Source organism: Streptomyces sp. NPDC057424 (assembly GCF_042803315.1).
Lineage (GTDB): Bacteria > Actinomycetota > Actinomycetes > Streptomycetales > Streptomycetaceae > Streptomyces.
The window spans coordinates 1-14,710 of the sequence record NZ_JBHVCP010000043.1; the positions used below are offsets into that span (position 1 = coordinate 1).

Sequence of the window (14,710 nt, forward strand, 5' to 3'; positions counted from 1 at the left end):
GTGCACGCCTGCTCGGGCGTGCACGCCACCGCGGCATGTTCCGGGGCCGCGGGTCAGCCCACGAGGGGTGAACGCGAGTGCTCCTCCGGGACGGGCCGCGTGTCGAGGTAGAACCACTCGGCGTCCGCGGTGGGCCAGGGCGGGGGTTCCGCGGCCTCCCGCGGGGTGGTGGTGACCGGGCGCCTGGGCAGGGGCGTCGTCGCCTGGGTCTCGGAGGCGGGCGTGGCGGATCCGGCCGGCTTCGCCTCCCCGGGCATCCGCAGTTCCACCCGCAGCCCCAGTCCCCGCTGCTGGGCGGTGAACTCCTCGACCTGGTTGCGGCAGGCGTGGTCCAGGTGGGCCACGCCGGTCAGGTCGAGATGGATCCTCGGCTTCCCGGACGCGGCGGCCGCCTCCAGCGCGTCGATCACCTTCGGCAGCCGCAGAAACGTGGCGTTGCCCGCCATGACGACCTTGGCCGTGTCCTGCTCGACGTGCTGGCGGATCACGGTCTGCGACATGCGCAGCGCGGCCAGCACGATCCCCGCGGCGAGGCCGAACAGCACGCCCTCCAGCAGCGCGGTCGCCACGATGACCAGCATGGTCAGCGTCATCACCGCGAACTCGCCCCTGTCCTGCCGCCACATCGTGGGGAACTCGGCGGGTCCGAACAGCTTCCAGCCGCTGTGCACCAGAACGCCGGCCAGCACGGAGATCGGGATCAGAGCGAGGACCTGCGGCAGCAGCAGCGCGAACAGCAGCAGCCACAGGCCGTGCAGAGTGCGGGAGAGCCGGGTCTTGGCCCCGGCCTGGACGTTGGCGGAACTACGTGCCACGACCGCGGTGATGGGGAGCGCGCCGAGGATGCCCGCGACGGTGTTGCCCGCGCCCTGGGCGATCAACTCGGTGTTGTAGCGGGTGCGCGGGCCGCTGTGCATACGGTCCACGGCGGCGGCCGTGAACAGGCTCTCCGCGGACGCGATGACCGTGAAGGTCAGGATGGCGGTGATGATCGTCCCGTCGGCGAGTCCGGCGAACTGCTCCGCGCCCGGCACCTGCACGGAGTCGAGCAGATCGCCGACCTGGAGCGTCTTCACGTTCACACCGGGAAGCGCGGCGACGACCATGCCGATGCCCACGGCGACCAGGGCGGCGGGGATCTTCCCGGCCGGCCCGGGCACCTTCCTCCAGACGAAGCTGAGAACGATCGTGACGGCGCCGAGCAGGGTGGCGATCATCGCCTGCGGGTCGGTCAGGACGCCGGCCAGCAGACCGGGGATCCCGGCCATGTTCTCGAGCGCGGTGCCGGGGGCCTTGGCGTCGGCCATCGGGTAGGCCTGACTGAACATCAGCGGCACGCCGATGCCGGCGAGCATGCCCTGGACGACGGCGACCGAGATGGCCTGGAACATCCGGCCGAGCCGTACGAGTCCCAGGATGATCTGGAGGATGCCGGCGAACAGCACGATCACGCCCAGCATGGCCACGCCGACCTCGGCGACGGTCTCCGCCACCAGCGCGGCGAGCCCGGCGGCCGGACCGCTGACCTGGAGCGTGCTGCCCCGGACCGCGCCCACGACCAGACCGCCGATCACCCCGGAGATGATCCCGAGTTCGGCGGGAACGCCGGAGGCGACGGCGACACCGATGCACAGCGGCAGGGCGACGAGGAAGACGACGAGGGAGGCGGTGACGTCGGTGGCGAGGTCCCCCTTGGCGCCCCCCGTGCCGCCGACGCCCTTGGCCCTGGTCATCGCTCCGCGGATCAGCCCGCCCAGGGCGGCGCCGGCCGCAGGGCCCCCTCCTGGTCCGGGGGCCGCACGCCCCCCTGAACGGCCCCACGACCGGCCACCGGAATCCCCCGGCAGGTCTCCTGCCGGCCCACCGGTCCCCCGGTCACCCGACCCACCGGCCGCGCCTCCCCCGGGATCACCCGGCACACCCCGCGACCCATCACCCGCCGCCCAGGCTCCCGCGTCTCTCGCAGCACCGGCCGGCCACGCCGCGCCCTCTCCCGGCCACGGCCCGCCCCTCGCACCGCCACCCGCCGGATCTCCATCCCGCCAGCCCCCCGTGTCCCCCGTGTCCCCCACCGGTTCGGCCCACTCCCAGCCCGCGGCCCCGTCCGCGGGCCCTGCCGGCCCCCCGTCCGCACCGCTCCACGCGGCATCGGCCGTCCCCCAGTCCGCCCCGCCTCCCGCGGAGTCGGCAGCCGCCCCCCTGTCCGCCGCGCCCCCCGCCGAGCGGGCCGACCGCCGGGCGCCCGTGCCCCGCGCCGCTCCGCCCGGCCGCCCGCCCGCCGGGCCGCCCCGCGTCCTCCCCCGCGCATGCGCCCCGCTCACGCGACGTGCACCCGGAAGTCGCCGTCGTCGCCGAGTTCGTACACGAAGCCGGTGTCGACCTCGTAGTACCAGCCGTGCAGCCGGAGCCGACCCGAGTCGAGGCGTTGCCGCACGACGGGATAACTCCGCAGCGCGGCCAGCTGGTTGACGACATTGCCCTGGGACACCTCCGGCAGGGACGGGTCGTCCGGCGCGGTCTGCAGGACGGAGGTCAGCTCCGGGCGGGCGATGCGGAGCCAGGCGTCCACGCCGGGCAGTGCCGACAGGTCGTCACCGGACTTCAGCGCACCCATCGCACCGCAGTGTGAGTGACCGCACACCACGATGTCCTGAACCCCGAGCACCTCCAGTGCGTACTCGATGGTGGCCGCCTCGCCACAGGCCCCGGGCCGTCCGTAGGGCGGCACGATATTGCCCGCGTTCCGCAGCTCGAATATCTCTCCGGGCCGCGCGCCCGTGATCATCGTGGGTATGACCCGCGAGTCCGAGCAGGTAATGAACAGCGCCTCCGGGTATTGCCCTTCAGCCAGTTTCCGGTATTCGCCGCTGTCGAAATCGACGCGCGTCCTGAACGTACGGGCTCGGTCCAGTAAAGCCTTCAACGCACTCTCCTGAGCTGGGAGTTCCTCCTGTTCACTCCACCGTAGACCGCCTACCTACAGAGGAAGGTTAAGCAAACCCCAGAGCCCGGACAGCAATTGCACATTCTTTGACTGATTCCCAGATGCAGCGTCTTCTTGTAGCGTGTGAACTCCGTGGCAGGGAATGCGAATTCACACTGCCCGGATTCATGCCGGCTTCACGGAGAGACAGGACGTATGGGCCTACGAGTGCTGCTCATCGAAGACGACGAGACGATCGCCGAGCCGCTCACCGAAGGGCTCGGCCACTTCGGGCTGACGGTCGACCACGTCGCCACCGGGACGGACGGCCTGAGAGGCCCGTACAACGATGTCGTCCTGCTCGACCTGGGGCTGCCGGACATGGACGGCATCGACGTCTGCCGCGGAATCCGGCAGGTCTCGGACGTGCCCATCGTCATCCTCAGTGCGCGCGGCGAGGAGGCCGACCGCGTGCTGGGTCTGGAGCTGGGCGCCGACGACTATCTGGCGAAACCTTTCAGCGTGCGGGAACTGGTCGCCCGGGTCCGCGCGGTGACCCGCCGCACCCAACGCACCCACCAGGCCTTTCCCGAGACCCCGGGCGCCCGCAGCAGCCCGGAGCCGCCGCCGTACGAACCGGCTGCGGCCCCCGCCTGCGAACCGGCTGCGGCCCCCGCCCGGGAACCGGCCCCGGCCCTCTCCTACGAACCCCCCGCGGCCACCTCCTACGACTCCGCCCCCGACCCTCCGCACGACCCGGGCCCGCTCGTCGTGGACCGCCGTACCCGCCAGGTCTGGGTCGGCGACGCCCCCGTCCTGCTCACGCCCAAGGAGTTCGACCTGCTGGCGCTGCTCAGCGAGGACCCGGGCGCGGTCTACTCGCGGCAGCAGATCCTCGACCGCGTCTGGGACCCGCACTACGACGGCCCGACCAAGACCCTGGACGTCCATGTGGCCGCGCTGCGCCGCAAGCTGGGGCACCCGGCGTGGATCAGGACGCTGCGGGGCGTCGGTTTCCGGCTGGCGGTGCACCCGGGGCCGACCGCGCAGGTGTCCTCTCCGTGACCCGTCGGCTGCTGCTCAGCTACCTCAGCCTCGCGGCGCTGGTACTGCTCTGCCTGGAGGTACCGCTGGGCTTCGTGTACTCGCGCGGTGAGCGGGAGCGGGTCGTCAACGCGGCGAAGGACGAGGCCGAGTCGGTCTCCGCGTACGCCGCGCTGTCCCTCGCGGCGGGGCGGGCCGAGCAGGACCTGCCCGCGCGGGTGGCCCACTGTGCGCGGCGCATCGGCGGGAGAGTGGTGATCGTCGGCGCCTCGGGCGCGCCGCTCGCCACCTCGCACCCGGTGGATGCCGAGGTGTCCGGCGGCCTGGCCGCCCGGCCGGGCATCGCGGCCGCGCTGCGGGGCACATCGACGGTGGACGTCCGGACCTCCACGATCGGCGGGGTCGAGTACCTGTCGGTGGCCGCGCCGGTCGGCCAGGAGGCGCGGCCGACGGGTGCGGTGTGGCTGACGGTGCCGACCCGGACGGTGCACGAGCGGGTCCACCACGTGTGGCTGCTGCTGGCGCTGGGCGGACTGGCCGTGCTGACGGCGGTCGCCGTGGTCGGTTTCGCCTTCGCCCGCTGGGCGGGCCGTCCCATCCGTGAACTGGAGCAGGCCACACACGACTTGGCCGACGGCGGCCGGTTCGCGCCGGTGACGATCACGAAGGGCCCGCCGGAAGTACGCAGTCTGGCCGCCGCGTTCAACCACACCGCCGCCCGGCTCGCCCATCTGCTGGCGTCCCAGCGGGCGTTCGCGGGCGAGGCCTCGCACCAGCTCAAGACACCACTGGCGGCGCTGCGGCTGCGCCTGGAGAACCTGGAGCCCGACATCGCCGCCCGGGCCCGGGGCAGCCTCACCGCGGCCGTCACGGAGACGGACCGGCTGGCCCGGATGGTCGAGCACCTGCTGGCCATGGCCCGGCTGGAGGAGCACGCGGCCATCCCCGCCCCCGTCGACCTGGGCGCGGTCTGTGCGGAGCGGCACCGGACCTGGCAGCCCCTGTTCGCCCGGGAGGACGTCTTCCTCGTGCTCTTCGCGGGGAGCGTGGGCCCGGTGCTCGCGGTGCCGGGGGCCGTCGAGCAGATCATGGACAACCTGCTGTCCAACGCCCTGCGGGCGTCCCCGGCGGGCAGCACCGTCACGATCGAGCTGCGGCTGCACGTTCCGGCCCGGCGGGCGTTGCGCGACAGCCGGCCACGCCGGGTCGACCTGCACGTCACCGACGAGGGCCCGGGCATGACGGAGGAGCAGCGGGCCCGCGCCTTCGACCGCTTCTGGCGCGCCCCGGGCGCCCCCAAGGGCGGTACGGGACTCGGTCTCGCCCTGGTGCAGCGCCTCGCCCATGCCAGCGGCGGCGAGGCGGCCCTGCACGCGGCGGCGACGGGCGGCCTGGACGTGGTGATCCGGCTGCCGTCCGCGCTGCCGCCGGGCGAGGGTGGCTCCGGCCCGGGCGGCGACCGCCCGAGAAGGCCCAGACGGGAGGCACCGGCGCTGCCGGCGTAGCGGGTGTCCGCGACGCCGCGTCGTCCGCCCGCAGGGCCGGCGCTGACCGGCGTAGGACACCGGCGGCGCACTGCGGGGTCCGTTGCGGGCCTGACCGCCCGGTGCGACTCCACGCGACCCGGACCCGCCGGTGACCATCGGCGGGTCCGGCCGTTCCTCCGGTGGGGCAGCTCGTTCCGGGCTGTTCCGCCGACGGAAGGGACATCACCTTGGACACGACCGTGCCCGCCACCGACGTACCGCTCGTGCTGCCTCGGGCCGAGTGGGTCAGGACGTTGCCGCAGACCATCGTCGCGTCCTGCGTCCTGCTGCTCGACGCCGAGGACCGGATCCTGCTGCTGCGCTACGCCGGGGGCCAGCCCGGTGCGGGGCTCTGGGGGCTGCCGGGCGGGATGCTCGACCACGGCGAGGACCCCGTCGGTGCCGCGTGCCGGGAGGTGTCCGAGGAGACCGGCATCGTGCTCGACGGCCCGCCCCGGCTCATCGGGTACGACCACCGGGCCGACGTGAAGGACACGGGCCCGGTGATCGACTTCTACTACTACGGCGGCCGGCTCCCGGCCGCCCTGTCCGTGCGGCGCAGCGCGGAGCACGACGACGACGGTCTGTTCGCCCTGGAGGAGCTCGGATCCACCGCGCTGACGACCCGGTTGCCCACCCTCACGGCCCTGCACACCGCCGCCCTCACCGGCACCGTCGTGTGCCTGCGCGAGGGAAGGCCCCTGTGACCGCGCCTCGGGCCGCGGACAGCAGGTCCACCTCCCGCACCCCGGTCCGCATACGTGCTTCCGCGCACATCGGCCCTGCCGCAGCGGGCCCGGCCCTCCTCGACCCGAACGGGTAGGCCGACGCTCGTGCGCCCGTGAAGGTCCGTCAGGCGCCCGTGTACCGCGCCACGCGCCCGCGGCACGCCGGAAGAGCGGGGGCGGCACCTCCGCACAAAGGTGCCGCCCCCGCTCCTCTTCCGAGCTCCGGAGCCGCCGCGATCGGTGAGGGTCGGGGACCGTCGGCGGCTCCGGGTTCCGTGGCCCGGGCTAGCGGTGGTCGCTGCCCTGGGACTGGACCGCCGCCCGGCCCGCTTCCAGGCGGGCCACCGGGATGCGGAACGGGGAGCAGGAGACGTAGTCGAGTCCGACCTCGTGGAAGAAGTGGACCGACTCCGGGTCGCCGCCGTGCTCGCCGCAGACGCCGAGCTTGAGGTCCGGCCGGGTCTCGCGGCCGGCCTTGGCGGCCAGCTTCACGAGGGAACCGACGCCGTCCTTGTCGATCGTCTCGAACGGGGAGACCCCGAAGATGCCCTTCTCCAGGTACGCCGTGAAGAAGCTCGCCTCCACGTCGTCCCGGGAGAAGCCCCACACCGTCTGGGTCAGGTCGTTCGTGCCGAAGGAGAAGAACTGCGCGGCCTCGGCGATCTGACCGGCGGTGAGCGCGGCCCGCGGCAGCTCGATCATCGTGCCGATGGACAGCTTCAGCTGCGCGCCCGACGCCGCCTCGACCTCCGCGATGACCTGGTCGGCCTCCTCGCGCACGATCTCCAGCTCCTGGACCGTGCCGACGAGCGGGATCATGATCTCGGCACGCGGGTCGCCCTTGGCGGCCTTGCGCTCGGCCGCGGCCTCGGCGATCGCCCGGACCTGCATGGTGAACAGGCCGGGGATGACCAGGCCGAGGCGCACCCCACGCAGGCCCAGCATCGGGTTCTGCTCGTGCAGCCGGTGCACGGCCTGGAGGAGGCGCAGTTCGTTCTCGTGCGGCTCCTGGCGGGACTCGGCGAGGGCCACGCGGACGGACAGCTCGGTGATGTCCGGGAGGAACTCGTGCAGCGGCGGGTCCAGCAGGCGGACGGTGACCGGGAGGCCGTCCATCGACTCGAAGAGCTGGACGAAGTCCTGCTTCTGGAGCGGAAGCAGCTGCTTGAGGGACTCCTCGCGCTCGGTGTCCGTGTCGGCCAGGATCAGCCGCTCCACCAGCTCGCGCCGGTCTCCGAGGAACATGTGCTCGGTGCGGCACAGGCCGATGCCCTGGGCGCCGAAGCGGCGGGCGCGCAGCGCGTCCTCGGCGTTGTCGGCGTTGGCCCGCACCCGCAGGCGGCGCTTGCGGTCGGCGAAGGCCATCATCCGGTGGACGGCCTCGACGAGCTCGTCGGCGTCGTCGGCGCCGGGGTGCATGCGGCCCTCGAAGTACTCTACGACCGGGGAGGGCACGACCGGTACCTCACCTAGGTAGACCTTGCCGGAGGAGCCGTCGATGGAGACGACGTCGCCCTCCTCGACGACGTGCCCGCCCGGGACGGTCATCCGGCGGCGCTTGGTGTCGACCTCGAGCTCCTCGGCGCCGCAGACACAGGTCTTGCCCATGCCGCGCGCGACCACGGCCGCGTGGGAGGTCTTGCCGCCGCGCGAGGTGAGGATGCCCTCGGCGGCGATCATGCCGTCCAGGTCGTCGGGGTTGGTCTCGCGGCGGATGAGGATGACCTTCTCGCCCGAACGCGACCACTTGACGGCGGTGTAGGAGTCGAAGACAGCCTTGCCGACGGCCGCGCCCGGGGAGGCCGCGATGCCCCGGCCGACCGTCTCGACCTTCGAGTCCTCGTCGAAGCGCGGGAACATCAGCTGGGCGAGCTGGGCGCCGTTGACGCGGGTGAGGGCCTCGGCCTCGTCGATCAGGCCCTGGTCCACGAGCTGGGTGGCGATGCGGAAGGCCGCGCCCGCGGTGCGCTTGCCGACGCGGGTCTGGAGCATCCACAGCACACCGCGCTCGATGGTGAACTCGATGTCGCAGAGATCCCTGTAGTGGTTCTCCAGGGTCTCCATGATCTGCATGAGCTGGTCGTACGACTTCTTGTCGATCTGCTCCAGCTCGGCGAGCGGCACGGTGTTGCGGATGCCCGCGACGACGTCCTCGCCCTGCGCGTTCTGCAGGTAGTCGCCGTAGACGCCCTGGTGGCCGCTGGCGGGGTCGCGGGTGAAGGCGACGCCGGTACCGGAGTCGGGGCCGAGGTTGCCGAAGACCATGGAGCAGACGTTGACGGCCGTGCCCAGGTCGTGCGGGATGCGCTCCTGACGGCGGTAGAGCTTGGCCCGGTCGGTGTTCCAGGAGTCGAAGACGGCGTGGATGGCGAGGTCCATCTGCTCGCGCGGGTCCTGCGGGAAGTCCCGGCCGGCCTCGGTCTTGACGATCTTCTTGAACTTGGTGACGAGCTTCTTGAGGTCGGCGGCCTCCAGCTCGGTGTCGACCGTGACCTTCTTGGCCGCCTTGGCCGCCTCCAGCGCGTCCTCGAACAACTCGCCGTCGACGCCCAGGACGGTCTTGCCGAACATCTGGATGAGGCGGCGGTAGGAGTCCCACGCGAACCGGTCGTCGCCGGCCTGCTTGGCCAGGCCCTGCACCGACTTGTCGGAGAGGCCGATGTTGAGGACGGTGTCCATCATGCCGGGCATGGAGAACTTGGCGCCCGAGCGCACCGACACCAGCAGCGGGTCGTCGGCCTGGCCGAGCTTCTTGCCCATGCGGGCCTCCAGCGCGTCGAGGTGCGCACTCACCTCGTCACGCAGTGCCGCCGGCTCCTCGCCGCTGTCCAGGTAGGTCTTGCAGGCCTCGGTGGTGATCGTGAAGCCGGGCGGCACCGGAAGGCCGAGGTTCGTCATCTCGGCGAGGTTCGCGCCCTTGCCGCCGAGGAGGTCCTTGAGGTCCTTGTTGCCCTCGGTGAAGTCGTAGACGAACTTCACGCCCTCAACGCTCGCGGCCGACTCGGCTACCGGGAGATCTTTGTTTTCCGACACGGGTCTCGACTCCTCGAGGACGCGGTGGCTGCCCTGACGGCGAGGAACATACCCAGATCAAAGGCTTCTGGGTACGTCTACTCGCGCGTCATACGCCTGTAACCACTCGTCCGCCAGCGGATCGAAAGTCAAGGCTCGGCAAGCGATCACGGGCACATGTTTTCACTTCTTGAACGCAAGAACCCTCTCAAGCCTCTCCGAGCGCTCATGTGAGCGGGGTTTCCGCACATTTGATTTCGCTCGATGAACGATCAAAGGGTGGCACTCAGTGCCACCCTTTGGAGAAGTGCAGTCGCTCACGATCCGCTCATCTGAGCGCAACCCTTATCAGGGGTGGCGAGAATCACGCTGCCACAGCCGCCGGGATTTCACCATGCGGACGCGTCCCAGGACCGAAACCCGGCCGTCACACCCCGAGCGCGCGCAGCCGCTCCTCGACCCGCTCGGGCGCGTAGAGGTGCTCCACGACCATCGCACCGGCTCCCACCAGCGCGGCCCGCTCACCCAGCCGTGCGGTCACCACCTCCAGGTGGGCGGTGGAGCGGGGCAGCGCCCGCTGGTACAGCAGTTCGCGCACGCCCGTCAGGAAGGGAGTTCCGGCCAGATCCCCGGCGATCATCAGCACGCCGGGGTTGAGCAGGGTCACGACGGTCGCGAGGACGTCCCCGACCCGGCGCCCCGCCTCCCGGGCGAGTCCGACCGCCTCGGGGTGCCCGGACGCCAGCAGATCCCGGACGTCCGAGCCGGAGGCCGCCGGCACGCCGGTCTCCGCCAGCCGCCGCGCCACAGCGCCACCGCTCGCGACGGCGGCCAGACAGCCGTACGCACCGCACCGGCACAGCGCCCCGGCGCCCTCGGGCACGCGGATGTGCCCGATGTCGCCGGCGCCGCCGTCGACGCCCCGGAACACCGAGCCGTCCACCACGACCCCGGCGCCGATGCCGGTGGAGACCTTGACCAGCACGAAGGCGGAGCAGCCGGGGTAGCCGGTGCGCTGTTCGCCGTAGGCCATGAGGTTGGCGTCGTTGTCCACCAGCACGGGCACCCCGGCGGCACCCGCGTGCTCGCTGAGCGCCCGGGCCAGCCGGCCCCTTATGTCGAAGCCGTCCCAGCCGGGCATGATCGGCGGCTGGACGACGCGGCCGGTCTCGGTGTCGACCGGGCCGGGCACCGCGAGTCCGACCCCGCAGACCGCCTCGGCCCCGGGCCCGGCCTTCTCCAGCAACTCGGCGAACCAGCGGCCGAGTTCGCCGAGCACGGCATCCGGTCCGTCCTCGACGACGAGGATGCCGGAGTGCTCGGCGAGGATCTCGCCGCTCAGCGACAGCACGGCCGCCCGCGCGTGCCGGGTGTCGAGGTCGGCGGCCAGGACCACCGCGTGCTCGTCGTCGAACTCCAGGGTGATGGAGGGCCGCCCGCCCAGCGGGGAGTCCACCGGCCCTCCGGCGCCCTCGCGCAGCCAGCCCGCGCGGAAGAGCCGGTCCAGCCGCTGCCCGACGGTCGCCCGGGACAGTCCGGTCACCTGCTGCAGCGCGCCCCGGGTCACGGCGCGGCGGCTGCGCACCAGTTCGAGCAGATCGCCGGCGCTCGCCTGGCCCGTGCCTCGTCCGGTTCTCCCGGGCTGTCCGGTCATGCACACCCCCTTGTGTTTCCCAACCTTGCCTTACATAGTGGGTTTTGCGTGTTAAATAGACGTAACCCCACGGTAGCCGCGGCCGAACCGGCCGACCGGACGTCTTTTCGGAGAGCCCCGAGTGGACCGCACCGCACAACGCCCCCTTCGTCCCACGGGACGAACCGTTGCATACGATCCGTCCAGTGCCGCGCCACCCCTGCACGTCAGGGCAGCCGCCGTGCTGGAGGCCGGCTGGACGGGCACGTCCACCGTGCCCTCGCGCGGTCTGTATCCGCACCAGTGGTCGTGGGACTCGGCGTTCATCGCGATCGGCCTGAGGCACGTGTCGCCGTTACGGGCCCAGACGGAACTGGAGACGCTGCTGGCCGCCCAGTGGGCGGACGGGCGGATCCCGCACATCGTCTTCAACCCCTCCGTCCCGCTCGACGCGTACTTCCCGAGCCCCGACTTCTGGCGCTCCTCGACCGCGGGGCGCGCCGCGGGCGCCCCGCGCACCGTACAGACCTCCGGGATCGTGCAGCCACCGGTCCACGCGCTGGCCGCGTGGCTGGTGCATCTCGCCGACCCGGGTCTGTCCAGGGCGCGCGGCTTCCTCGCCCGGGCGTACCCCCGGCTGGCCGCCTGGCACGGCTACCTCCTGCACCGCCGCGACCTCGGCGGGGGCGGACTGGTGTCCGTCGTGCACCCCTGGGAACAGGGTATGGACAACAGCCCCTGCTGGGACCGCCCGTTGTCCCGGGTCACCCCGGCCCCGGCACGCTCCTTCCGCCGCGCCGACCTCGACCACGGCGCCCCCGAGGACCGGCCGACGGACCTGGACTACGGCCGGTACGTGCGGCTGGCGGCCGACTACCGGGACCGCGGATACGCCGACAGCTCCGACGAAGGGACGGCCCCCAGGGCCACGGTCGAGAGTGGCGGCGGGACAGGGGCGGGCGGATTCGCCGTGGAGGACCCGGCGTTCAACGCCCTGCTCGTCGCCTCCGAGTACGCCCTGGCCCGAATCGCCCACGAGCTGGGCGCGGCCGGCTCCGCACCGCTGGTCCGCGCCGAGCGCCTGACGGCGGCCCTGGTGGAGCGGCTGTGGGCCCCGGCGGCGGGGATGTTCCTGTGCCGGGACGTGCGCGCCGGGGAGCTGATCCCCGAGCGCGGTGTCTCCGGCCTCGTCCCCCTGCTGCTGCCGGCCCTGCCTTCCGACCTCGCGGCCACCTTGGTCCGCACGATGTGCGGCCCGCACTTCGGCCTCGGCGGCACGACCCGCCTGGTCCCGAGCTACGACCTGCTCGGCGAGGCCTTCGACCCGCACCGCTACTGGCGCGGCCCGGCCTGGTTCAACACCAACTGGCTGCTGGAGCGCGGGCTGCGGCTGCACGGCGAGCGCGGCCGGGCCGACGCCCTGCGCAAGGGCATGCTGCACACCGCCGGCGCCTCAGGCTTCGCGGAGTACGTCGACCCGTACACGGCACAGGCCTGCGGCGTCACCGGCTTCGGCTGGACCGCCGCGCTCACGCTCGACCTGCTGCACGACAGGCCCGCAGGCGACAGGAACGGCGTCATGGACGCGATCACGCTCAAGGGAGGGGAGCGAGGTTGACTTCCTCCACGCGACAGCTCAACTGCCTGTTCGTCCGTGGGGTGAAAGCGGTACTTGAAAGCCCGCTTGACCTGCCGAGCCTTGCCTCACATTCCATCAGCTCCCGTGTGAGCGAAGGGCATCGACCGGTGGACGGTACATGCCGGTCCGTCCTGGTGGCGAACCGGCTTCCCCTGCCCTGCTCCGCAGGAGCTTCGTTTCCTCCCCGGCCTGAAGGCCGGGGTATCCACGAAGGAGAGAGCCGATGACGGACCGGCATCATCTGCTCGTGCACGGACGGACGTTCGCCGCCGTCGGCGACCGAGGCGACATCAGCGGCTACCGGGGCGGCAGCGCCCCGGACGGCATGTTCGTACGGGACGCCCGGCATCTGAGCCGGTGGCAGCTCACCGTCGACGGAGCGGTGCCCGACACGCTGACACCGGTGGCCGACGGGGACACCGCGCGCTGTGTGCTCGTGCCGCGCGGCGGCCGCGACGAACCGCCCGCGTACACGCTCTTCCGCGAACAGGCCGTCGGAGACTCCTCGTTCGTGGAGACGCTGCGCGTCACCAGCAACCGCCCGGTGCCGACGACGGTCCACCTCGCGGTCACCGCCGACGCCGACTTCACCGACCAGTTCGAGCTGCGCTCCGACCACCGCACCTACACCAAGGCCGGCGCCGTCCGCTCCCGTCATGTGCTGAGCCACGGCGTGGAGTTCAGCTACCGGCGCGGCGAATGGCGTTCCGTCACGACCGTGACGGCCGACCCCCGGCCGGACGCAGTGGAGGAGACCGGCACCGGCGCCCGCCGCCTGGCCTGGACCCTGGACCTCGAACCGCACGGCACCACCGAGCTGACCCTGCGGGTCATGGCCCGCCCGCACGGCGACCGGCGCGCCCTGCGCGTGCCCCGCTCCCCCACCGCCGCACAGGAACAACTGCGCGCCCGCAAAGGCGAGTTCGTCCAGGGCGTGGCCTTCCCGGCCGGCTGGCCCGAGCTGGCCGCGGCCTGCACCCGGGGGCTCACCGACCTCGCCGCCCTCCAGGTCCCGGCGACCGGCCCGGACGGCGAGGAGCTGCGCGTCCCGGCCGCCGGCGCCCCCTGGTTCCTGACGCTTCTGGGCCGCGACGCCCTGCTGACCTCGCTGTTCGCCCTGCCCTACCGGCCGCGGCTGGCCGCCGCCACCCTGCCCGCGCTCGCCGCGACCCAGGCCACCGGGACCCGCGCCGACGAGATCGCCCAGCCCGGCAAGATCGTGCACGAGGTGCGGCACGGCGAACTGGCTCACTTCGGCCAGGTCCCCTACGGCCGCTACTACGGCTCGGTCGACGCCACCCCGCTGTTCCTCGTCCTGCTCGGCGCGTACACCGAGCACACCGGCGACACCGGACTGGCCCGCCGCCTCGAACCGCACGCCCGGGCCGCCATCACCTGGATGCTCGACCACGGCGGCCTCACCTCGCGCGGCTACCTCGTCTACCGCGCCGACCAGGGCGGCCTCGCCAACCAGAACTGGAAGGACTCCCCCGGCGCCATCTGCTCCGCCGAAGGCACCCGCCCCCACGGTCCCGTCACGGCCGCGGGCGCCCAGGGCTACGCCTACGACGCCCTGCGCCGCACGGCGGGCCTCGCCCGCACGGTGTGGCAGGACACCACGTACGCGCACCTGCTGGAACAGGCGGCCGGTGACCTGCGGGACCGTTTCCAGCGGGACTTCTGGATGCCGGAGCACTCCTTCCCGGCGCTCGCTCTCGACGGCCGGGGCGAGCAGGTCGACGCGCTGGCCTCCGACGCCGGGCACCTGCTGTGGTCGGGGCTGCTGGACAAGGAGTACGGCGAACTCGTCGGCCGGCGGCTCCTCGAACCTGACTTCTTCTCCGGCTGGGGCGTCCGCACCCTGGCCGCCGGGCAGCCGGCGTACCACCCGCTCTCCTACCACCGCGGCTCGGTCTGGCCGCACGACAACGCACTGATCGCACTGGGCCTGGCCCGCTACGGGCTGCACGACGAGGCCCGCGCGGTCGCCCACGGCCTGGTCGACGCGGCGGGCGCGACCGGCCACCGGCTCCCGGAGGTCCTCGCGGGCTACGGCCGCGACACCCACCCGGAGCCGGTGCCGTACCCGCACGCGTGCGTGCGTGAATCCCGTTCCGCGTCCGCCCCGTTGGCTCTGCTCACAGCGGTCGGCGTGGTCTGAGGGCCGGTTGGCCCAGGGCCTGTCGTCCGGGTCAGGCCGCAGGG

The 14,710-nt window shown here is 72.6% G+C and carries 9 protein-coding genes and 1 pseudogene; 5 read left to right on the forward strand and 5 right to left on the reverse strand.

Annotation, left to right across the window (positions count from 1 at the left end; translation table 11 throughout):
- Positions 1 to 53 precede the first annotated feature (53 nt).
- Together ACFU3E_RS27935 and ACFU3E_RS27940 are read right to left on the reverse strand one after the other, a co-directional pair.
- Positions 54 to 1,733: a SulP family inorganic anion transporter gene (locus tag ACFU3E_RS27935; RefSeq protein WP_384163915.1), complete on the reverse strand. Its 1,680-nt coding sequence runs from the start codon at positions 1,731 to 1,733 to the stop codon at positions 54 to 56.
- A gap of 584 nt (positions 1,734 to 2,317) precedes the next feature.
- A complete protein-coding gene (locus ACFU3E_RS27940; RefSeq protein ID WP_384163918.1) occupies positions 2,318 to 2,923 on the reverse strand; it encodes a carbonic anhydrase in 606 nt (201 codons plus the stop codon).
- A gap of 216 nt (positions 2,924 to 3,139) precedes the next feature.
- Between ACFU3E_RS27940 and ACFU3E_RS27945 the strand changes: the two genes are divergently transcribed.
- The 3 genes from ACFU3E_RS27945 (at position 3,140) to ACFU3E_RS27955 (ending at position 6,200) form a co-directional block, all read left to right on the forward strand.
- Positions 3,140 to 3,988 carry a response regulator transcription factor gene (locus ACFU3E_RS27945; protein WP_384163921.1) on the forward strand — a complete coding sequence of 283 codons (849 nt, stop codon included), beginning with the start codon at positions 3,140 to 3,142 and terminating at the stop codon, positions 3,986 to 3,988.
- Positions 3,985 to 5,472, forward strand: a complete 1,488-nt coding sequence (locus tag ACFU3E_RS27950) for a sensor histidine kinase (protein WP_384163924.1) — start codon at positions 3,985 to 3,987, stop codon at positions 5,470 to 5,472. Before ACFU3E_RS27945 ends, ACFU3E_RS27950 begins: the two co-directional genes overlap by 4 nt.
- Before the next feature lie 209 nt (positions 5,473 to 5,681).
- Entirely contained in the window at positions 5,682 to 6,200 is a 519-nt protein-coding gene (locus ACFU3E_RS27955; RefSeq protein WP_384163927.1) for an NUDIX hydrolase, read from the forward strand.
- A 306-nt stretch (positions 6,201 to 6,506) separates the two neighbouring features.
- Here the strand turns inward: ACFU3E_RS27955 and ppdK are convergent, their stop codons facing one another.
- Both ppdK and ACFU3E_RS27965 read right to left on the reverse strand, forming a co-directional pair.
- A complete protein-coding gene (gene ppdK, locus ACFU3E_RS27960) occupies positions 6,507 to 9,254 on the reverse strand; it encodes a pyruvate, phosphate dikinase (RefSeq protein WP_384163930.1) in 2,748 nt (915 codons plus the stop codon).
- A 406-nt stretch (positions 9,255 to 9,660) separates the two neighbouring features.
- Positions 9,661 to 10,887: an ROK family protein gene (locus ACFU3E_RS27965; RefSeq protein ID WP_384163933.1), complete on the reverse strand. Its 1,227-nt coding sequence runs from the start codon at positions 10,885 to 10,887 to the stop codon at positions 9,661 to 9,663.
- Between the two features lie 121 nt (positions 10,888 to 11,008).
- Between ACFU3E_RS27965 and ACFU3E_RS27970 the strand changes: the two genes are divergently transcribed.
- Positions 11,009 to 12,484: a hypothetical protein gene (locus tag ACFU3E_RS27970; protein WP_384163936.1), complete on the forward strand. Its 1,476-nt coding sequence runs from the start codon at positions 11,009 to 11,011 to the stop codon at positions 12,482 to 12,484.
- Between the two features lie 8 nt (positions 12,485 to 12,492).
- On the opposite strand, the pseudogene ACFU3E_RS27975 reads toward ACFU3E_RS27970, so the two are convergent.
- Positions 12,493 to 12,561, reverse strand: a pseudogene (locus tag ACFU3E_RS27975) (helix-turn-helix domain-containing protein); the annotation flags it as partial.
- Between the two features lie 167 nt (positions 12,562 to 12,728).
- On the opposite strand from ACFU3E_RS27975, the gene ACFU3E_RS27980 reads away from it, so the two are divergent.
- Positions 12,729 to 14,666, forward strand: a complete 1,938-nt coding sequence (locus tag ACFU3E_RS27980) for a glycogen debranching N-terminal domain-containing protein (RefSeq protein ID WP_384163939.1) — start codon at positions 12,729 to 12,731, stop codon at positions 14,664 to 14,666.
- Positions 14,667 to 14,710: the final 44 nt, after the last annotated feature.